Raw genomic sequence first — 21,891 nt, 5'->3', positions numbered from 1 at the left:
CGACTAAAGACCCAAAGTTATCATCGACAATATCTCAATCGTTATTTTTGGCGAACAAAAAGCCAACAAGAAATAGATTATGTTGAGGAACGGGATGGGAAGATATTTGGCTATGAATTTAAATGGAATCCCAAAGCCAAGATAAAAATTCCATCTAACTTTGTAGATACTTACAATGCCGAAGTAAAGGTTATAACAAGAGATAATTTTAGAGATTTTGTGGGACTGAACTAAACTATGCAATTACAGGCACAAAAACAAGAAAGTCTCCATTATAAAGAGGGTTCTTTGCGTTTGTTCCTTTGTCGCCAAAAAATCGTAAGGGCTATTATTCAAAATTGACGGAACTCAATCTTAAGGAAGTAGTGGCTCCATTTTAAAACTGAAATGCAATACATTTGATGCCAAAAATAGCTTTTAGACAGGTCGCCTTAGTGGTAATTTATAAAATCCCAATTTTCTAACAGAATTGTAATGATAGTAAGCCAACAACATTTTGACTTAGGTGAAAAGCGGATAATGGAAAAATTAATTATTAAGCCTCCTTTTCGTTTTTCACTTATTACAATAGCCCAAAAACTTCACTTTATTCGCTATATCGGCAAGGAGAAATGAGTAATATGTTATTTAAATTGCCAGTAGGTCTTTGTATTATAAGCACTAAAATAATTTAGGAGGGGAGCCCCTTAAGCAAGTACCCTTTCAGATTTTATTTGATATATTCAGTTAATTTCCATTAATTTTACTGAAGAGAAATTATACACATAAACCGATGTCTTTATTTAATAACTATACTGATGAGGCGCTGTTTGAACGGGTGCAAGCTGACGATCAAGGTGCTTTTACAGAGTTATATAATAGATATTGGAAAAGATTGATCTCTAGAGCAATGACTCAATTAAAGTATCCACAAGATGCAGAAGATGTATTGCACGATGTGTTTGTTAGTATATGGAATCGGAGAAAAAGAATTATTTTAAAATATTCTTTCCATACCTATATAGCGGCTATCTTAAAATATGAAATTATTGATAAACTTGCTGATAGGAAAAAGAAATATACAGATTCTATTGGTGAAGGTTCGCAATCAATCTTTCTGGATGATTCGACCCGCCAGCAATTAGAATACCACGAATTACAAGAAAGACTGGAGGCTTCTATACAGCAACTTCCCGAAAAATGCCGTTTGGTATTTCGTCTCAGCAGGGAGCAGGGGCTTAAATCAAAAGAGATTGCCGAAGTTTTGAATATCTCTCCTAAAACTGTTCAGAACCACATCAACCACGCACTGGGTACTTTGCGTTCCGCACTTAATAATTTCATCTCTTTTTTACTATAAGAAAATAAATTTTGTTTTCTTATAGGTGCAACTAACCTATTTGCCCGCTATATATAAAAGCGCAATTGCAAATATGGAATACCCGTCTGAAGAAAAGCTGAGAGAACTCGCACAAAAATGGCTGAACGGTACATTATCACCGCAGGAAGAAGAAGTATTCAATCAATGGTATGAACAATTGCCTGATTCGGAAATCAATATGACTTCACAAGATGCCAATGAGGAAGTATTCAGAGATAGGGTGCTTGAACGAATAAAGAACTCGATAAAAACAAACCGAAGCCATTCTGTAGTTTATAAATTGACACATAGTTTTTGGGCTGCTGCAGCGGCTGCGATGATATTTTTCTTATTCGGTTTGAGGCTTTATCTCAATAGAAAGCCGTTATTAAATCATCAAACTCCTTTTTCATCGGTTGCTGTCAATGATATAGATATAACTCCTGGTGGAAATAAGGCAATGCTTACCTTAGCTGATGGAAGAACAATTTGCTTGGACAGTATGAGCCGAGGACAATTAACCAAACAAGGAGGGACACAAATAATCAAATTAAACAATGGCCAACTTTCCTACCAATCGACTGATAAGAGTATGTCAAATGAAACTGTTTATAATACACTTAGTACACCACCGGGAGGTCAATATCAACTTATATTACCCGATGGTACCAAAGTGTGGCTGAATGCATCCAGCTCGATACACTATCCCGTAAGTTTTGTTGGTGCCAATAGGATCGTCACGATTAGTGGAGAAGCATATTTTGAAGTTAAGCATAACGCAAAAATGCCTTTTATGGTAAAAGCTGGCAATACTATTATTCACGATATTGGTACTCATTTTAATATTAATACTTACGGAAATGAGCAGGTTACGAAAATTACTCTATTGGAGGGTTCTATAGAAGTAGAGCAAACCATTTCTAAGACAAAACAATTAATGCAACCGGGAGAACAAGTCGACGTAAATAAAAATAATAGCCTTACACTTCTCCGTCACGCTGATGTAAACAAAAGTATCGCTTGGAAGAACGGACTCTTTGATTTTAATGGAGAAAGCCTTGAATCTGCAATGAGACAAATTTCAAGATGGTACAATGTGGGAATAAGCTATCCTAAGGGCATTCCTGCCATTCAATTCACTGGCCAGATACATCGGGATGTGAATGTATCTCAGGTGCTGGATATGCTCAGTTTCTTTAAAATACACTTCAATATTATAGACGAAGGAGGCCAAAAAATGATTATTGTAAAACCATAAAATAAAGATGAATATGAAAAAACACAAGCGACGATGAATCTAAAAAAACCAGTCTTATAAAAAAAACCGCAGAAGCAGGTCGTAGCGCTTCCACGGTTATCTGTAAGGCTAATACTAAAACTGAAACGAATCGGAAATAAAAGTTCTGACAAATTATTTCCCTGTATTAACCATCTAAACCAAACAAAGGTAATGAATTTTATTACTTTTCTTACAACCGTTGTGCCTCGTAAGGAACAGCGCATTAAATTCCTAGAGATTGCGAAATCTCGAAAGCAAATCGATTTCGATACGCAGGCAGCAAAAAAAATTTTATTGGCAATGAAATTAACTACACTGCTATTAATCATCGGACTCACCCAAGTACACGCAAAAGGTTATAGTCAAAAAGTTACACTTGACATGTCCGATGCTCCTCTGGAAAAGGTATTGACCGTTATCCAAAAACAAACGGGTTATACATTCTTATTTACCGACGCAAATCTGAAAAAAGTATCCCTTACTGTCTCAGTAAAAGATGCGGGTATTCAGACTGCTTTAAATGCCTGTTTTAAAAATGTTCCCGTTAGTTATAAGATCGTAGGTAATAATATCTTGCTCCGTAAAAATGATCTAACTATAAGCTCATTGTCAGATGTTCAGCAACTGATTCGCGGCCGTGTGACCGATTCCTCTGGCGACCCAATCGCAGGGGTTACCATACTTGTCATCGGAACGAAGCGTGGTGCATTTTCAGATGCTCAGGGAGAATACAGCATCAATGCTTCGAAAGGGGATGTTTTAGAGTTTTCTTATGTTGGTTATAAACAGGACCGGATAACCGTAGGGGAGTCCCAGGTAATCAATGTAAGGCTCTTGCCAGCTTTATCCATCCTTAGTGATGTGGTTATGGTTGGTTATAGCGATAAAAAGAAAAGTGAGCTTACAAGCGCCGTATCAGTTGTTTCAGAAGATAAACTTAAAGACGTTACAACCAATGATATTGGCTCCATGTTACAAGGGAAAGTTGCAGGACTGCAAGTCGTAAACAGTTCCGGCGCCCCTGGATCTGCAGCCGAAATAAGACTGAGGGGTATATCTTCTGTAAATGCTTCTCAAACTCCGTTAGTGGTTGTCGACGGAATTATCGGAGGAAATTATGACCCTAATGATGTAGCCAGTATTACCGTGCTTAAAGACGCTGGCGCAACGGCAATGTATGGTTCGCAGGCAAATGCGGGTGTCATCATTATCACTACCAAAGAAGCTGTCGCTGGTAAAACTCAATTTGAGTTTAAACTCACTAATGGTTTTAGATCGCCTGACTTTGGAGAAATGAAAATGATGAATGGTGGTCAATTGTATGAAAGACAAAAGCAGTATTACCGGGACTATGTTCCTGGAGCTAACAATAATTCTTACAAAATAGACCTGCTGAAATTTTATAATGAAAGACCTTTAAGCCTGCGTAACCAAAATTACAGTTGGCTAAACGCCATGTTCAAAGACGCGCCCATCACCAACGCTTATTTCTCGATAAGTAATAAAACAGATAAGAACGATTATTATATGGGGCTTACCTATTATAATGAGAAAGGGACTTTTTTAAACTCCAATTACCAAAGAATAAATCTGCGAGCAAATGTTACACATCATTTTACTCCTCATATAAGTCTCAGCAATAATATAAACCTCAGCGGTACGCTGGGCAAAAGCTATGACTACAATGATATTTTCTATGCTTATCTCAATATGCCTTGGGATAACCCTTATGATAGTACCGGTAAGCCGATATATGTGGATGGTAACTCCACTTTTAAATGGTGGTCAAGAGATAAAGTAAACCCCATCAATACCATTGATAATTCAAATCATCCTTATAAAAATTTTGATGTGAATTATGATGTTGATTTGAATATAGGTATAACTAAATGGTTGAGCTTTGCAAGCACTAACAGACTCTCTGCTTCTTATTTCAAAAGTGAAACCTATTACTCTCCACAAGCCGCAGGGCAATATAGTGGTACCGGCTATTTAGATGATGAGAGTACGCTTTCCTATGGCTATACTTCAAACGATCTCCTGAAATTTAATTTGCATTATGGCCAGCACAGCATCAGCGGACTTGCTGGTGTGGCTTTTGAAGGTGGCTACACCGAACTTCTCGGTGGATCTGGAAAAGGGCTTCCGCTCGGACTTCAAGTTTTAAATGTTGTCTCAAACAGCCAAGTAGTGATCGGAAGTAATGATAGGTCTATGTTAGAATCTTTAATTTCACAAGTGAGCTATGGATATAAAGATAGATATTTTCTTACGGGTTCTTTTCGTGTGGATGGTTCTTCGGCTTTTCCTTCCGACAATCGCTACGCGAAATTTCCTGCTATATCGGCCGCATGGCTAGTGAACAGGGAGCCTTTTCTAGCTGGAAACGCTATAGTCACTAACTTAAAGCTGAGGGCGAGTTATGGTGTTACGGGCTCGCAGGACATTGGCTCTTCAAAATATCTAGGGTTATACTCTTTGTCTAGCCAATACAACTCCGTTACCGCAGCAGAGCCTTCCCAGCTACCTAGTCCGGGTCTGACTTGGGAAAGTAAATACCAAATGGATGGAGGGATCGATCTTGGATTATTTAACAGGATTAATCTTACAGTGGATGTATATAATAATATTACCAAAAATCTTTTATTGCAGGTTTCTCAGCCGCTGTCTGTAGGTTTCGAACAGAGATGGGAAAACGCAGGTGAGATTGTCAATAAGGGCTTAGAATTAGGCATAAATTCTGTCAATATCCAAACTCGGAACTTTACTTGGAATATGGATTTTAACATCGATTTCAACTCAAATAAATTAAGGCAGTTTCCCTCCTCCATTATCAACACGCAATCAACTTGGGGTATTTCGCAGATTTATAGAAACAGTGGTAACCTATATGAATTCTATATGCCCAAATGGTTGGGCGTGGATAAGAAAACGGGTGCTCCTTTATGGGAGGTGGTAACACAAAATACTTCCGGAAAAACTCTTAGACAGGCAACTTCCGACTATAGCACTGCTACCTATGAAGAAGTGGGCTCTCCATTACCAAAGTTTGAAGGTGGCTGGACGAATACTTTTAGTTATAAGGCCCTTACACTTAGTGTTAACACCTACTTTTTATCAGGTAATAAGATTTTCAGCAATAACTTAAGGTTTGTTGAAAATGACGGCAGTGAACCCTATTATAATCAGATAGTACTCCCCAAAGGATTTACTGTTTGGCATCAACCGGGTGATATCGCAAGTGAACCGAGCCCTCAGAATGCTACCAACTCTACACAAACATCCACTCGTTACCTAAAAGATGGCAGCTTTATCTCACTTCGCAACATCTCCTTGTCCTATAATCTTCCTGATAAATGGGCAAAAAAAATAGGTGGTAGAAAGCTGGCAGTGGGTGTTTCGGGTGATAATTTGTACACATTTACAAAATTCCTTGGACAGGACCCGCAAACAACGATTACACCGGGGATATATGTAATGCCGGGCGTTTCGGATTTTAAATATCCTAATAACAGGCAATACCTTTTCAATATTGATTTTAAATTCTAATAAATTATTATAAAATGAAGCAAGTTCTCAACAAATTGTATTTATTATTGTTGCTGCCTTTGCTGATGGTAAGTTGCGTAAAGGATGTAAATCCGACAGATGCAATTACAACGGCGACCGTAACTCAATCTTATACCGGAATGTTAGATGCATTGAATGGGGCATATGCGCTTTTTAAAGATCATGAAGTTTTTGCCGGTTCAACAGATCTGAACAATATGTATCTGCGACAGTATTTTGAATGCTCCGACTTCGCAAGTGACGATATCGTTTGTGGACAGACGACAACAGATCCTTTGTATTATAGCTTTTCACTTGACCATACGACAACACAAACAAACACCAGATATTTCTGGTATATTTCTTATAAGATTATTAATGATGTCAATACCATTATTAATGCGATGAATGGCTCCTCTAATTTGAATGCAGCTTCCCAACAGTTATTGGGAGAATGCTATTTTTTGCGTGCATTTGCCCATTTTGGCTTGGTAAAATTTTTCGCAAAACCTTATACTCAGGCGCCTGACGGTGCAGGTGTTATCTTACGCACTTCTGTAGACGACCCGGCCCAAAAAGCACGTTCAACAGTGCGTGAAGTGTACCAATCTATTATTGCTGATGCAACAAAGGGCGCCTCATTAATGAATGCTTCTCGAGGTGTGATGTATGGGACTAAAGAGGCTGCTTGGGCACTCTTATCTAGGACCTATCTTTATGAAGGAAACAATGACAGCACCGCCTATTATGCGACTGAAGTTATTAACTCGGGTAAATTTTCACTTACCACAGCAGCAACATTTCCAGCGATGTTTGCGAATGCAACTACAGCATCAGAAACCATATTTTGCATTGCATTCACTGCATTGGATGATTACGGAAAAAGTGGCTCCATCGCTTCTATGTTATACTCCGACGGTAATTCAGGCTGGGGCGAAGAATATGCCTCTCAATCATTGCGTGATACCATGTCAGCCCATCCTGAAGATGTACGTTGGTCGTATATTGTACCGGATACATCGAATGGGCAGCTCCAATATAAAAATGGTATTCCCAAGTACTACATTACTAAGTTTTCCTTTCAAAATGGTAGCCCTACTTTGAGTTCCCCTATCATATTCCGTTTGGCAGAAATGTATTTAAACAGAGCCGAAGCAGAAGCCAAAGCTGGACATACGCAAGCTGCGCTCGATGATGTTGATATCATTCGTAAAAACAGAGGGTTGCAAAACAGTTTATATAACGATCAATTACCGAATGGTAAGACGGCTTTAGGTATCGTACTGAAAGAAAGACGTATTGAACTTGCATTTGAAGGACAACGAACATTTGATGTATATAGAAATAATTTATCGATGAATCGTACATACTGGGGCTATCATCTTCCTGGTTTACAAGAATCAGATATCGATTTGTCTAAACAGCCTACGGGTTATTCAAATATGATTATTCAGCCTTCTGATCCAAGGACCATCTATTATATTCCGATTGATGAAATACAAACCAATCCATTGTGTACACAAAATCCGTAACACAATTAAAACTTATATATCATGAAGTCATCTCAAAAATATTTACCAATAATCCTTTTATTTACATGCTTTTCAATAAATGCATGTAAAAAAGATACGATAGGTATTGCCCCTACAATAGATTTTAGCATACAAGTAAGCGGCGATACGGTTCGTTTTACCAATCTTACCACCGACGCCAAGTCTTATAAATGGGATTTTGGAGACGGAGATTCTACATCAGAAGAAAACCCTATGCATATTTATCCTGGTAAAGGAAAATATGTCCCTACTTTGTATGCCTTATCCCAAAACGGGGTAGAGGCGCAGGGTTCTACGGTGATACATATTTCTAAAACATCTCCCATATTACTGAACGATAATACCCTCTCTGATTGGGACACGCTCTCAGCAAATGTCTATACTTCATCTCCGGCTGGAGGCAATTTTATTAAAGCTAAGTTTGATTATGACGCCAATAATATTTATTTCTATTTTGAAATGAGGGCAACTGTGGCGGACGGGAATATTTTTGATTTCTATCTGGATGCAGATAATAATGCAGCCACCGGGCTACTTACAGCAGATTTTACCGGTGGAGGTTATGATGAATTGCTGGAGGGACAGATTTTGCTCAATCAATCGACCGCACCTATTCCATTGGCTCCATATGTCCATACTGGCGCACAAAATGCCTTCTCTTTTAATGGGCTGACCATAAGCGATTTCTTTAAAATAGGAACTGTTGTACAAGATGGCGCCATCTTAAAATTTGAAGGAAGATTTGATAGGAATAAACTAAACTTAACAGGGCCGGCAATAAGAATTGGAATAATAACCACAAAATCTGACTGGAGCGCAACACTAGGCTCTCTTCCTGACCCCTCTACAGACAGTTACCTATTAAATCTTCCTGAATAATGAATCAACCCATCAATAAGGACAGGATTGTCTCCCTCGATGTAATGCGTGGTATTATCATGATATTGCTAGCAGGTGAAAGCGCGTTGGTGTATGAGTCATTGTCCAATATACATTTACCGGCATTTGCCCATACCATCGTGTCGCAATTCTTTCACCATCCATGGCATGGTTTACATTTCTGGGATACGGTGCAACCCGCTTTCATGATGATGGCGGGTACGGCAATGTATATATCTTTTTTTCGTAAAGAACAAAGGGGAATCACGTGGACCTCTAATTTCAAACATATACTCATCCGCAGCTTAAAATTGTTTGTGTTGGGTACTGCCCTGCATTGCGTATATGCAGGTAAATTGGTCTGGGAGTTGTGGAATGTTCTTACTCAACTAGCCTTTACGACACTTATTGCTTATCTAATAATTAAACGTTCTTCCGTCTTTCAAATTGTTGCTGGCTTATTGCTGATTATTCTTAATGATATATTATACCGAAAGATATTAGTGCCCAACTTTAACCAACCCTATGTGGAGTTCCATAATTTTGGTTCTTATGTTGACATGCTTTTAATGGGGAAAATCAATACAGACGGATGGGTAGCCTTCAATATAATTCCTACAGCAGCGCATACGATTTGGGGAATGACAATAGGAAGACTATTGGTAAGTAAAACTACGGATGCAAAAAAAATAATGTGGTTATTGCTGATGGGCTGTTTGGCTTTGCTCACAGGTTACGGATTGGATGGGCTCCACATCGTTCCGATTATCAAAAGAATCAGTACAGGCTCTTTCGTGCTGGCTTCTGCCGGTTGGGTGATATTGATCTTGGCGTTTATATATTGGTTGGTCGATGTCAAGAAAATTAATAAATACGCGCAAATAGCAACTGTTGTGGGGATGAATTCCATCTTCATTTATCTACTTTTTGAAACAGTTGGAGCTCAATGGATCAATCCTACCGTGAAGATTTTCGTTGGTGGCTTTACCGCTTTTCTACACGTAACCCCGAATGGACAAGCCTTACTGAATGCAATAGTTGTTTGGTTCATGGAATGGTATGTATGTTATTGGTTGGCGAAGAAAAAAATATTTATAAAATTATAAATTGAATTATTAAAACTATAAAGATATTTAAATGAAACATTTTAATAAGGTATATGTGTTGATGCTTTTGCTCTTCATAATTACGATGTCTTCTTGTGAGATTAAACCTATAACGACGAACTTAGAGCCGCCATCTGACAGTTCTGCGGTCGATAGCTCCTCAACTGCTTTAAACTTGACGGTAAAACATCTGAAGTCTCTTTGTATATATTACGGATGGCCTTCAGATGTAAATGGAAGCAACGGAGATATTACTAAAGCAACATCGACATTTCAACAGTTTGATCTAATTGTTTTTGGCGACGGCATTTGGAAAACAACACATGGTGACCACGTCAATGCAACATCGATTATCACCAATTTAAATGCCTTGGGAAAAGCTGTCTATGGTTACACTGACCTGGGTGTAAGTACTGAAGATCTTAGTATAGCCGATATGAAGACTGCTGTGGACGGATGGGCAGTAATGGGCGTGAAAGGTATTTTCTGGGATGATGCGGGTTACGATTATAATACAACAAGAGCAAGACAGGACACCATGATAAACTATTGTCATCAAAAAGGATTATCTGTAATGATGAATGCATGGAATCCTGACGACGTCTTGGGGGGAGCCGACATGCTATTGGATTCGAGCGATATATACGTATTGGAAAGCTATTTAATTTCGGCCAATAAATATACTTCACTCTCTACCTGGAGATCAAAAGCCAATAAATGTGCAGCTTATGAAGCAAGCCTGGGGGTAAAAATGGCATGTCTTTCTTCAGGCGATAGCACCATTTCTGCATCCTACAATAAAACTGATCAATTCACACAAGCTTGGGTAGGTGCTGCGATGTACAACTTTGACTATTTTCAGATTACCGATAATATGTACAGCGCCAATGATAATACGGTATATTATTTTCCCAATATCAGTGACAGTTACGGCACTACTTGGAGTAGTCCAAGTGTTAGTGATTCAGCAAGCGTCAATTATAATCGCTCTACGGAATCATGGATCCTTCATGTTCGAGGCGATGGTTCTACCTGGGGCTTTGGCGGATTTAGCCAGCCTTAAAAAGATATCTTAATATTAAAAATTACAACTTGCACTTGGAAAATTTTGCACAAGTGCAAGAATATCATGCGCTTAAATCAAACTTTATGTTAGCTACAGCACTTTCAAATTACGGGATGGAATTGGACTTATGTGAAATTATAACTATCGGCAGCGGACTCATTAACCATACATGGAAAATAAATTTTCAAGGTAAATATTATATTCTGCAACGTATTAACAGCGATGTCTTTAAATTGCCACAGCAGATCGACGATAATATTTTATTATTGACCAATTACCTAAAAGAAGATTATCCCGAATATTTTTTTGTATCGCCAATCAAATCTTTAAAAGGAAATACGATGATTTTTTTGGAAGAATTCGGCTATTTCAGACTCTTTCATTTTGTGGAATCGTCTACGACTTATACGGCTACCGAAAATAGCAAACAGGCTTATGAAGCCGCTAGGCAGTTTGGAAGGTTTACCAGACTTCTGTCTGGACTTCACACAGAAAATCTTAAAATCGTTATTCCGGATTTTCATAACTTATCTTTACGTTATGAACAATTTATTGAAGCTACCAAAAACGGCAATCATGAAAGACATATCATTGCCGAAAAGGGGATAGCGTATTTATTTTCACAGAAACAAATCGTGGAAGATTATGAAAACCTCGTCCAGAAAAACCTTTTTACAAAAAGGGTTACGCACTTTGATACAAAAATTAGCAACGTACTGTTTAATGAAAATGACGAAGGATTATGCGTAATTGATCTAGATACGGTAATGCCTGGTTATTTTATTAGCGACGTTGGTGATATGATAAGAACCTACGTGTGTCCTGTAACGGAAGAAGAAGAAGATACTAGTAAAATTGTCATTCGGGAAACGTATTTTGAGGCGATTGTCCATGGCTATCTGAGTGAAATGAGAGATGTATTAAGCGATGCGGAAATTAAATATTTTGTATATGCCGGTAAGTTCATGATATATATGCAGGCCATGAGGTTTTTGACAGATTATCTCAATAATGATATTTATTATGGCGCAAAATATGAAACGCATAACTTGGTAAGAGCAAACAATCAAATCGAATTGTTGAAGGCTCTTATTAAAAAAGAAAATTTATTAAACAAAATAGTTGCCCGTTCGCTTGAGACTAATTCGAGACTGGATTATACTATTTCAAATTAAACTTGTAGAGATGAATCTTAAAAAGCTTTTCTTATTTGCTGTTTATATGTGTATTACTTGCTTATCGCAATACGGTTATTCACAGGTATTTTATGCAGGTGAGAAACCCTCCAGCGCTAAGTGTCTTGTCTCAACTAAAGAGGTAAGACTCAACAACAACATCTTTTCCGTTAAATGGTTTTTGAATAAAAATAAGATGACGGCTGCTTCTTTTAACGATACGCAATTAAAAAGAGAAATGTGCTTTGCTGGCAAGGACCTCTTTTCTGTTGTATTAAAGGATGGAAGTGTGCTTACAGCCGAAGAATTTGGGCTTGCTAAGCCCTTTAAAGTTTTAAACTTATTGGGAAACCCCAAGGCCACTAGGCTTTCTGAAAGATTAAATGGTAAAGGAGTTCAGGCATATCTTGTGAATGCCAAATATGGAATTCGACTTAATTGGAACGCTATTCTAAGGGATAGTTGCAACTATATAGAACAGACATTTGAATTTACATCTTTACGGAAAAATATTATCCGAAAAATTGTTTTGATAAATTTACCCCTTGATAGAAATATTTATGTGGACGGTGATGTAAACGGTTCGCCGCTGATATATAAAAACATGTTCTTCGCTTTAGAGCATCCTTTAAGCAAAGTTGACACGTCAAAAAACTTCCTGCAATGCTTCCTTAAAGAAGAGAGAACCATTGATACATTGCACTCTTTCACCGTTTCAAGTGCTTGGGGTGTAACGCCTGAAGGGCAATTGCGCAGGGGGTTCTTGTATTATATTGAGCACGAAAGAGCAGCGCCTTACCGGCAGTTTCTGCATTATAATTCGTGGTTTGATATTTCCTGGAATGACAGAAAATTAAACGATTCGATATGTGCTGATAGGATTCGGACTTATGCCGATAGCCTTATTACAAAAAGACATACAAATATGAACGCTTTTCTTTTTGACGATGGATGGGATAATGATAAAACGCTTTGGGGTTTTAATAAAGGGTTTCCGCAGGGATTTACACATTTAAAATTATTGGCCAACAAATACCACGCGCAATTGGGTGTTTGGATTTCACCTTGGGGCGGATACGACGAAGCAAAAGAAGAAAGGCTGAAATATGGTCGTTTACAACAGCCGCCATTTGAAACCAACCATAATGGCTTTTCCCTTTCAGGACCGCATTATTATGCAAGGTTCAAGCGTATCACAGAAAATTTTATAAAAAGCTACGGTGTTGCTATTTTTAAGTTCGATGGCATTGGTAATATGGATGATGCTGTCAGCGTTGTTAAAGACGAAGATAGCACTAAACTAAAAGTTGCCCGAAAAGACTTCGAGGCGTTGCTAGAGCTTACGAAAGCATTAAGAACCGATAAGCCGAATATCTATTTGAGTCTTACAGTGGGCACCTGGTCATCTCCTTTCTGGTTAAACTATGCCGATGTTACTTGGCGCTCCGGCGGAGATAATGGTCAATGTGGCAGTGGTAATGAAAGACAACGTTGGCTTAATTACAGAGACAAAGAAGTATATGAAAATGTTGTGCTACATGCACCTTTATATCCATTGAATGCAATTATGAATCACGGCATTTGTATCGCTGATAATGGGCTTCCCGCTAAATATGAAAAAGATGATAAAGATATTGCGGACGAAATATGGTCCTTCTTCGGCACAGGTACTAGCTTACAGGAGATGTATATTAATCCACATTTATTGTCTTCGAAGGATTGGGACTGTTTAGCAAAAGCCATCCATTGGTCGAGAGAAAATGCATTTATTTTACCGGATGTTCATTGGATCGGAGGTAATCCGGGTAAAGATGCTATCTATGGCTATGCTGCATGGAATCAGAATCGAGGCGTCGTCACTCTAAGAAATCCTTCAAATAAGGTACAAGTATTCCTTTTGGACAATAGAAAAATTTTCAATTTGCCTGAAAACTTCGACCCGGTTTACCGTTTTTATAAAGTAAATAATGTTCTAGTTAAACAATATTATGCACAGGGAGATAAAGTCAAAATTACGCTCCAACCATTTGAAGTATTAGTTATGGATGCAGTGTCTTCAAAATAAGAATTTAGATTTTTTAGTAGGGAAGAATAATCTATTGATGCCTTGAACGGGTGCTCCTGCGGGCTAATGTTTCGGTGTCAAAATACTTCATTCAATATTTCCACGCTATTGAACATTAATAGCCTACGTCAAGGAAAAGTTCGTTTATAGAAGATAATTGAACTACAGCAACAGGTCGAAGAGATGACTGCCAAAGGCTGGGCCTTTATCAGGGTATTCAACAGAAATTATAGAAAGCCCCGTTCGTGTAATGTCTTTCGAATATTTTTGTGGCTGTTCGATTTAATGATTTCCGCAGGATTTAAAACCTTAGCGTTTAATTAATAGACACTATCTGCTCGATTCAGAAGCTCGGTTAATTGGTTATGGCAATCCCAAGGTAATTAACGACCGCTATAACAAAGCTACTCCAATCTACATTTTCATAATCCCAAATTGTGAGACTACGGTTAAGCCGTTTCTTGTCAAAAATGGTATTAGGCCTGCATCTTCATCATTTATAACGTCCTGTGCAAATGTTGCCTGTTTTTTGTAAATTACTACTGCAATTTTTATACTTCTCTCTTTTTAAATCAAAATTATGTTCTCTTTATTTTGCAAACCTTTTTGTACCTGCCACACAAAGAATTACCCCAAATGTAACCGCTAACATTGCAATACTTACTTTCTCGTGGAGCAGCCAAGAGGCTAATGCCAAACCTAAAAAGGGTTGTAATAATTGTAATTGTCCTACGGTAGCAGTTCCGCCCTGTGCCAAACCTTTATACCAAAAAATGAAACCGATAAACATGCTAAACATAGACACATACATTAGACTAACCCAAGCCCCCACACTAATGCCTTCGAATGATGCAGGCATATAGATAAATGAAAGGGGCAACATTATTGGGAATGAAAGTGCCAATGCCCAAGAAATAACCTGCCAACCGCCTAATATCTTTGTCAATTTTGCGCCTTCCGCATACCCTAATCCACAAAGGACAACAGCACCCAACATTAAAATATCGCCAACAGGTGAAGCGGTAAGCCCTTGTGCTACTGCATAGCCTACTACCAAAAGACTCCCTATGATAGAGAAAACCCAAAATATAGGTCTCGGACGTTCGCCGCCGCGAATAATGCCAAAAATGGCAGTTGCCATAGGTAATATGCCTATAAAAACAATACAATGAGCGGAAGTAAGATATTGTAACGCTAATGCACTTAATAATGGAAATCCAACTACCACACCAATGGCTACTATCAACAATGGAAAGAATTGTTTTCGCTCGGGTCTTTTTTATTAAATACCAGCAGAGCAATAATGGCAAGTATTCCGGCAATGGAAGCTCGGGCAAGCGTGACGAATATAGGATTAAATTCTAAGACCGCTATTTTCGTTGCAGGTAAAGAACCGCTAAATACGGCTATGCCAATAAAGCCATTTAACCAGCCTTGTTTCGTATTTGTTTTTACTTTGCTCATGCTCAATTCTGACATTATTAATATTTTGATGCAAAATTCGGCAAAGAATACTAATAAACACAGTCACAATTTTTGTTATTTAAATGGACACAGTTAAGTTTGCATTGTGGGAAAAGATTTTTTATATAACGAAATAGCCGGCAACATTGCCAGTAAAATCAAATCAGGTGTTTTGAAAGCTGGAGAACGCTTGCCATCTGTAAGAGGACTGAGCAGAGAACACGGAATAAGCATCAATACTGCCAAAAGGATTTTCATCGAATTGGAAGCTCAATCGCTTATAGAATCAAAACCGCAATCGGGTTATTTTGTAAGTTCTCTAAACTATTTGAAGCTACCATTGCCCGAAGCAAGTCGACCATTGCCTGTTGCTAATAACACTGAACCCAATGAGCTGATAAGTATCGTATATGCCAATATGGGGCGAAATGATTTAACACAATTCTCTTTGGGTGTACCGTCCGGTAATCTGCTGCCATTGGCAAAACTGAAGAAAGAAATTGTACTTGCCACAAGAGAACTTAAAGAGGGTGGAACTGAATATGAACCTTTGCAGGGCAATGTAAAACTGCGAAGAATGGTGTCGGCCCGTTCATTGGCTTGGAAAGGTAATTTGAAAGAAAGCGATTTGATAACGACTAATGGCTGCATGAATGCTTTGGCTTTGGTCCTTATGGCATTAACTAAACGTGGCGACACCATTGCATTAGAAAGCCCTTGCTATTCAGGCATTCTGCAACTTGCCGTTAGTTTAGGTTTGAATGTGTTGGAAATTGCAACACATCCTGTTACCGGAATAGATATTGATGCATTAAAAAAATTATTACCTAAAATAAACGTTTGTCTCTTGGTTCCCAATTTCAATACACCCTTGGGATATTGTATGCCCGATGAAAACAAAAGAGAAATTGTAGCGTTATTATCAAAACATAATATTCCGCTTATTGAAGATGATACTTATGGCGACATCCATTTTGGATCTGAACGCCCGAAATGTTGTAAGTCTTTTGATACAGATGGAAATGTTTTGTGGTGCGGTTCTGTCTCTAAAACGCTTGCTCCGGGATATCGTGTTGGTTGGGTTGCTCCGGGTAAGTATAAAGATCAGGTACTGAAATTAAAACTCGTACATTGTTTATCTTCTACTTCCGTAATTCACGAAGCTGTCGGGAATTTTCTAATGGCGGGCAGGTATGAAAATCATCTTCGCCATTTCCGAAAAACATTGCAGGAAAATTATCAACATTATGCCCTTGCCATTGCTGACCATTTTCCACAGGGAACCAAAATAAGCCAGCCGCAAGGCGGACTTGCTCTATGGGTAGAATTTCCGAAAGAAATAGATACAACGGAACTATATAATTATACTATTAAAAAGCATATAAGTATTGCCCCGGGCAGAATGTTTACTTTGCAAAATCAATTTCAAAATTGTATGCGTCTTTGTATAGGTTTGCCTTGGGCTGATGATTTAAGGTTGAAATTAAAACAGCTTGGAAACCTCGCAAAAATGATTGGATAATATTGTGACCTTATTCTTCTTGCTGTATCATGTGCGCATCATTTAACGATGGTTTATTGCAAATCCTATTTACAATGCCTTATCTTAAAATAGAATTTTTAAACAGAAAACAGTTGGCACATCGCCAGACGGCAGTATCGTCGCCCAAGAAATTGACGGCTGCTAATATACTTTTTCCTCAAGAAAAAGATAGATCCGCCTAAGTGTAGTGCTGGAAAACATAGGTCGAATTACGAACTGGTTCGTCAGCGCTTGACCTAATTATTATATTAGCGTTACATTGCATAATCTGAGAATTGAATCACACAGTTTTGATTTGAAAACGAGTTTTAGGAAGTGAAATGATTGAATTATATATTTTGTATATGAAATAAAGCATTTTTGCAGCAGAATGGAAATAAAACTATTTGTCTGTTGCTGCAATCAAAAGAGTAAAAATGATTGCGGTAAATCCACAAAATAATCGCCGCAAATTTGCGGTAAATATATTGGCATTGTTTGAAGCTATTTATACCCCATCAGGTATAAATAAAACTGGAGAGACAAATATTATACCCTATTGGGTGTAATCACGAATAATTTGCTATCTTTATACCCGAAAAGGTATAAAATGAATACTTTGTTATCAGAATTCATTAAGGAAAAGCGAAAGCAGTTAAAGCTCACACAGCCCGAATTAGCGGAGCGTGCAGGAGTTGGGCTTCGTTTTGTGCGGGAATTAGAGCAGGGAAAAGAATCTGTACGTTTGGATAAGGTGAATCAGGTCTTGGCGTTGTTCGGCAGTGAAATTGGTGTAATTAAAAAGAATGAAGAATGAGAACTGCGCAAGTTTTTTATAAAGAAATTTTAGCAGGCATCATTGCAGAGAATGATGATGGATATATTTTTCGGTATGATGACGTTTATTTGAATAAAGTAAATTCAAAGCCGGTAAGTCTTACTTTGCCGCTGCGGCAACTGTCTTATGAAAGCAAAGTTTTATTTTCTTTTTTTGACGGATTAATTCCAGAAGGTTGGTTGCTCAATATTGCCGCGAGCAATTGGAAAATTAATCGTAGAGATAGATTCGGCTTGTTGCTTGCTTTATGCAAAGATTGTATTGGTTGTGTATCTGTTGTACCGAAAGAAGATAAATAATGAGAAAGTGTTTATATTGTTACCAGCCCTTGAGCGGAGATGAAAAAGACTTTCACTCATCTTGTGCTAAAAAAATATTTGGTACAGCCACGCCGCCAATCATTGATTTTGATTTGAAACAGTTAGAAGAATTAGCGAAGCAAATTGTTATTCAAAGTATTGCTGTTACAGGTGTTCAGCCTAAATTATCATTGAGTTTAGAGAAATATAAAAACGAACTTTCAAGATTGACCATTGTAGGATTAAACGGAGATTATATTTTGAAGACGCCGTCTTCGGAATATATCGAACTTCCCGAAAATGAAGACCTGACGATGCACTTAGCGGAATTGGTAAAAATTAAAACGGCAAAGCATTCTTTAATTCGTCTGAGTTCGGGAGAATTGGCTTATATAACGAAACGGTTTGATAGAAAGAAAGGACAAAAAATTGCGGTAGAAGATTTCGCCCAGTTAAGCGAAAACTTAACTGAACATAAATACAGAGGTTCAATAGAAAAAATCGGAAAACTTGTTCATCAATTCACGGCAAATAAAGGCTTTGAAGCGCAGCGATTGTTTGAGTTGGTATTGTTTAGTTATCTCACAGGCAACGCCGATATGCACTTGAAAAATTTTTCATTAGTGGAAAATAATTTGGGCGAATATGAATTTTCTCCTGCTTATGATTTATTGAGTACGACGTTGATAATTCCAGATGATAAGGAAGAGTTCGCATTAACGATTAATGGCAAAAAAAGCAGGCTAAAACGCAGTGATTTTGATGCTTTGGCTGCATCATTAAAAATAAATGATAAGTCGCTGAAAGCTATTTATGACAGGTTTTATAAAGTATTACCACAATGGATTGATTTTATAAAGCAAAGCTTATTATCGGACGAAATGAAAAATAACTATATTGAATTGTTGAAAAGTAGGTATAAGATATTACTTTCTCCTGGATAGCTCCATTACACAAAAAATACTCGACATCCAAAAACTAAATGACGAGGATAAAAATGCTATTCTTAAAACAATTGACGCTTTACTGCGCGATGCTAAAGCGAGAGAAGCCTATGCTTCGTAAAATAACAAAGCCGCTCAATGCACGGCTTTATTCATTACAGGTTACAGACCTGTTTCATCTCTTTTATTCTTGTATCCGACATATAGATTATTCAAGTATCTTCCTGTACATATCAAAAACAAAATCAGTAATAATACTGCTTTCCATTGAATAGGAGGAGTCGAAATTTCCATTCCTCCTACTTTAACAAAGTAGGAAGATGATATTATGACGGGAAATATCGCTATAATATTAAACGAAGCCAAAAGAAGATATATCCCTGTAAAAAATATTCCATATTTAAACTTTAAAAAATAAAAAGCAAGAATTGCTAAAAACACCCCTAACCCTATTTGGTGTTTTATTGTAGCAAAATAGTCAGTTGTTATTATTATAAACCAAGTATAAATTAAAATCCCTCCTAAAATAAGAATTGGGAGAATTTGTATAAACTTTTTCTTATTCATAATTTACCAGAATATTTTAAAGAAAAGTGTTTGTTTTACTGTTGTATTATTATTTTTGAATTCTACACTTGCATTAGTTTCTGCACTTGATTTTTTCCCATCGCTTCCTATTGTTACTCCAGCTTTTGCTGTTGTATTACCCGAGCTTGCGGAAACGTTGAAACCTCCCTTTAGTGTTCCATCTGAACTTTTAGAAGTATTAACTCCTAAATTTAAACCTGTCTCTGTTTTAAATGAGCCAGTTCCAGATACTGTTCCGTTGTTTGCCATTTTGGTCAGTGGATGTAGAATCAATAGTTTTAAATAAAAAAGGCGCTGATTAAAGCGCCTTAAAGTGATCCCGTTGGGACTTAAAGCACTTTTTGTTCCCTATTGAAAATGAATTACTTGACTTCCATTTTTTAATTCAGTCCCCGAAATCGTCCCCTCGGCAATTGTTTCGCTTTGTTACGATTTATCCGGTGTTGTCTACATGAAGATAATTTTTTTCGTTGAGCATGACAAGATTTTCTCTTTCTCGTAGTTTAGATAAGACAAAGAAAACAGATGTAACAGAGCTCCCCCCTCAATTGTGTATGAGTGCTGCAAGCCTATTAAGGACAAGATACCTATGAACTACACTGTTTCCGCGCTGTTTATTATCTCGACTTTAACTCCATCCAAGAAAAATTTCAACTTCACCTTAACTAATTGTTGTGGAACAAATCTTTGATAATTATCACCAACCAATTTAAAGTTTTTATAAAACGGAGAAAGTATCTTCACCCTCTTATTGTTTCCCGCCTGAAAAATTTCGCCATCAAAAATTTCTTCATCGCCATTATGATTTTTCCAGTATAAAAAGAAATCAGGATTTAAATTATAATAATATTTTTGCTGACCTCCGGTCGGGTCAGTCCTAAGATATTACCCATTAGGTTATAGCTGATCGCCTGTTCATTGTATCCGTCATCGCTGATATCTATCCCATTCGTTAAATTATCTTCTACTTGAGTGAATATCTATTCACAATTATATGACAAAATACCAGCATCTTTTGAATTTAAAAAATCAATAAACTGATTTCCCCAAAACGTTATTTTTAAATTGACACCATCGGCAAATATTCCGTTTTTAAAATCTTTCGTAAGAAAAAACAAAAAATCCCCATTAGGAAAAACAGGAATCAACCATTCTCCAAATTCATTTTTTTCAAATGGCAATCTAGAGTCAAACGAGTAACAAGAATGTTGCCAATCAAGTACAAAAATCCTATCTCCAAAATTAGACGTATTTTGAAAGCACTCTAACATATAGTCATGAAGTTCTTTATATAAATCTTCATTAAATCCATCATTATAAAACATCGATATATCAAAGCATTTACTCACCATGGGAGGTTTGAGTAACTTTTTATCCTTTTCATATGGTTGAAATAGCAACTTTTCATAAACGAAGTCCCATGCCAACGTAAATTCCTTATTATCTAATAACCTCCAATTATTCATCTGTATTATTTTACTTCAAGAAATGTGGCATAATGATCTGGTGTGTAATAAGCGTTCCCATCACTTCCAAGTATAACGCGCTCTGAGCCTCTGTTTACCCCCTTTTGATAGGGATTTACATCATATTCTTTGTATGTAATAGAATTGCCATTTGCATCTGAGTTTGGTAATACTTCGCCACCGCCTCTTCCATCATTTGCAAATTCACGACCTCCTTTAAATCCTGGCCTAGAAGCACCGCCATTTTCCTTCGCATACTTTATAACATCAGATGCTTTTTGTCCACCAACATCTTTTTTATCTCCTTTAAATAAATTTAAAAAACCTCTTACTAAAGGAACACTTAATCCAATTAAAAAGCCAGACGCTGCATCCGATAAACTGTTCCCAACAGCATAAGGATGCCAAATTGAATACCCTTTTTTCCGGAAGGTATTTTCAATTGCACCCTCTGATCCTTTTTTTATCTTTTTATAATTCGTCCCATTAATTCTTACTAAATCGAAATCATCATCCGTCTTATCTACCGTAATTTCTTTGTCTTTCGTATCAATATTGATAATATCTGGAGGAGCACTTGTTGCCTCATCCCGTAAGCGTTTAATAAAATCTTGGGCTTCCTGTGCATTATCAGAAGTTATTCCTCCATTTGCATCATGAGTCCACATCCCATCAGGATCAACGTTTCTTGTTGGATTATTATAGGCATAATTATATGGCGACCACCTGCGAGAGGCTTCACTCAATGGGTCTTGCACG

At 37.4% G+C, this 21,891-nt stretch carries 22 protein-coding genes; 16 read left to right on the top strand and 6 right to left on the bottom strand.

Annotated features, from left to right (window positions below; translation table 11 throughout):
- The 10 genes from ACQR30_RS15695 to ACQR30_RS15650 all read left to right on the top strand — a co-directional run.
- Positions 1-234, top strand: a 234-nt coding sequence (locus ACQR30_RS15695; RefSeq protein ID WP_429736704.1) for a DUF4143 domain-containing protein, incomplete at its 5' end; no start/stop codon positions are given.
- A gap of 538 nt (positions 235-772) precedes the next feature.
- Positions 773-1,339 carry an RNA polymerase sigma-70 factor gene (locus ACQR30_RS15690; protein ID WP_429736703.1) on the top strand — a complete coding sequence of 189 codons (567 nt, stop codon included), beginning with the start codon at positions 773-775 and terminating at the stop codon, positions 1,337-1,339.
- Positions 1,340-1,412: 73 nt separating this feature from the next.
- Positions 1,413-2,597, top strand: a complete 1,185-nt coding sequence (locus ACQR30_RS15685) for a FecR family protein (protein WP_429736702.1) — start codon at positions 1,413-1,415, stop codon at positions 2,595-2,597.
- 321 nt (positions 2,598-2,918) lie between these two features.
- Positions 2,919-6,167 (top strand): SusC/RagA family TonB-linked outer membrane protein, encoded by a 3,249-nt coding sequence (locus ACQR30_RS15680; protein WP_429736701.1) that lies wholly within the window; start codon positions 2,919-2,921, stop codon positions 6,165-6,167.
- Positions 6,168-6,181: 14 nt separating this feature from the next.
- Complete coding sequence (locus tag ACQR30_RS15675) at positions 6,182-7,699, top strand: RagB/SusD family nutrient uptake outer membrane protein (RefSeq protein ID WP_429736700.1); 1,518 nt, start codon at positions 6,182-6,184, stop codon at positions 7,697-7,699.
- Positions 7,700-7,720: 21 nt separating this feature from the next.
- Positions 7,721-8,599: a PKD domain-containing protein gene (locus ACQR30_RS15670; RefSeq protein ID WP_429736699.1), complete on the top strand. Its 879-nt coding sequence runs from the start codon at positions 7,721-7,723 to the stop codon at positions 8,597-8,599.
- Positions 8,599-9,705, top strand: a complete 1,107-nt coding sequence (locus ACQR30_RS15665) for an acyltransferase family protein (protein WP_429736698.1) — start codon at positions 8,599-8,601, stop codon at positions 9,703-9,705. The genes ACQR30_RS15670 and ACQR30_RS15665 overlap by 1 nt, the downstream gene beginning before the upstream one ends.
- Before the next feature lie 31 nt (positions 9,706-9,736).
- Complete coding sequence (locus ACQR30_RS15660; RefSeq protein WP_429736697.1) at positions 9,737-10,768, top strand: hypothetical protein; 1,032 nt, start codon at positions 9,737-9,739, stop codon at positions 10,766-10,768.
- A gap of 86 nt (positions 10,769-10,854) precedes the next feature.
- The gene (locus ACQR30_RS15655) at positions 10,855-11,946 is read left to right on the top strand and encodes a phosphotransferase enzyme family protein (RefSeq protein WP_429736696.1); all 1,092 of its coding nucleotides are present in this window, start codon (positions 10,855-10,857) and stop codon (positions 11,944-11,946) included.
- Between the two features lie 10 nt (positions 11,947-11,956).
- Positions 11,957-14,011 carry a hypothetical protein gene (locus tag ACQR30_RS15650; RefSeq protein ID WP_429736695.1) on the top strand — a complete coding sequence of 685 codons (2,055 nt, stop codon included), beginning with the start codon at positions 11,957-11,959 and terminating at the stop codon, positions 14,009-14,011.
- 589 nt (positions 14,012-14,600) lie between these two features.
- Here the strand turns inward: ACQR30_RS15650 and ACQR30_RS15645 are convergent.
- Positions 14,601-15,260, bottom strand: coding sequence for a DMT family transporter (locus ACQR30_RS15645; RefSeq protein ID WP_429736694.1), 660 nt, complete (start codon positions 15,258-15,260; stop codon positions 14,601-14,603).
- Entirely contained in the window at positions 15,254-15,490 is a 237-nt protein-coding gene (locus ACQR30_RS15640) for a hypothetical protein (RefSeq protein ID WP_429736693.1), read from the bottom strand. The genes ACQR30_RS15645 and ACQR30_RS15640 overlap by 7 nt, the downstream gene beginning before the upstream one ends.
- A 91-nt stretch (positions 15,491-15,581) precedes the next feature.
- On the opposite strand from ACQR30_RS15640, the gene ACQR30_RS15635 reads away from it, so the two are divergent.
- From ACQR30_RS15635 to ACQR30_RS15610, 6 genes are all read left to right on the top strand, one after another.
- Entirely contained in the window at positions 15,582-16,997 is a 1,416-nt protein-coding gene (locus ACQR30_RS15635; RefSeq protein WP_429736692.1) for a PLP-dependent aminotransferase family protein, read from the top strand.
- A gap of 29 nt (positions 16,998-17,026) precedes the next feature.
- On the top strand, positions 17,027-17,200 hold the full coding sequence (locus ACQR30_RS15630; protein WP_429736691.1) for a hypothetical protein: 174 nt from the start codon (positions 17,027-17,029) through the stop codon (positions 17,198-17,200).
- A 234-nt stretch (positions 17,201-17,434) separates the two neighbouring features.
- Positions 17,435-17,566: a hypothetical protein gene (locus ACQR30_RS15625; protein WP_429736690.1), complete on the top strand. Its 132-nt coding sequence runs from the start codon at positions 17,435-17,437 to the stop codon at positions 17,564-17,566.
- 41 nt (positions 17,567-17,607) lie between these two features.
- On the top strand, positions 17,608-17,814 hold the full coding sequence (locus ACQR30_RS15620; protein WP_429736689.1) for a helix-turn-helix transcriptional regulator: 207 nt from the start codon (positions 17,608-17,610) through the stop codon (positions 17,812-17,814).
- Complete coding sequence (locus ACQR30_RS15615) at positions 17,811-18,134, top strand: HipA N-terminal domain-containing protein (protein ID WP_429736688.1); 324 nt, start codon at positions 17,811-17,813, stop codon at positions 18,132-18,134. Before ACQR30_RS15620 ends, ACQR30_RS15615 begins: the two co-directional genes overlap by 4 nt.
- Positions 18,134-19,078 (top strand): HipA domain-containing protein, encoded by a 945-nt coding sequence (locus ACQR30_RS15610; RefSeq protein WP_429736687.1) that lies wholly within the window; start codon positions 18,134-18,136, stop codon positions 19,076-19,078. The genes ACQR30_RS15615 and ACQR30_RS15610 overlap by 1 nt, the downstream gene beginning before the upstream one ends.
- A gap of 162 nt (positions 19,079-19,240) precedes the next feature.
- Here ACQR30_RS15610 and ACQR30_RS15605 read toward each other — a convergent pair whose 3' ends face one another.
- The 4 genes from ACQR30_RS15605 to ACQR30_RS15590 form a co-directional block, all read right to left on the bottom strand.
- Entirely contained in the window at positions 19,241-19,645 is a 405-nt protein-coding gene (locus ACQR30_RS15605; protein WP_429736686.1) for a hypothetical protein, read from the bottom strand.
- A 3-nt stretch (positions 19,646-19,648) separates the two neighbouring features.
- Positions 19,649-19,915, bottom strand: coding sequence for a hypothetical protein (locus ACQR30_RS15600; RefSeq protein ID WP_429736685.1), 267 nt, complete (start codon positions 19,913-19,915; stop codon positions 19,649-19,651).
- A gap of 731 nt (positions 19,916-20,646) precedes the next feature.
- Positions 20,647-21,132, bottom strand: a complete 486-nt coding sequence (locus ACQR30_RS15595) for a DUF2716 domain-containing protein (protein ID WP_429736684.1) — start codon at positions 21,130-21,132, stop codon at positions 20,647-20,649.
- Between the two features lie 5 nt (positions 21,133-21,137).
- A partial coding sequence (locus ACQR30_RS15590; protein ID WP_429736683.1) for a ribonuclease domain-containing protein occupies positions 21,138-21,891 on the bottom strand: 754 nt, incomplete at its 5' end.

This window comes from Arachidicoccus sp. (genome assembly GCF_050436765.1).
Lineage (GTDB): Bacteria > Bacteroidota > Bacteroidia > Chitinophagales > Chitinophagaceae > Arachidicoccus.
The sequence above is the reverse complement of the archived record's forward strand: the minus strand, read 5'-3'. Positions and strand labels throughout refer to the sequence as shown.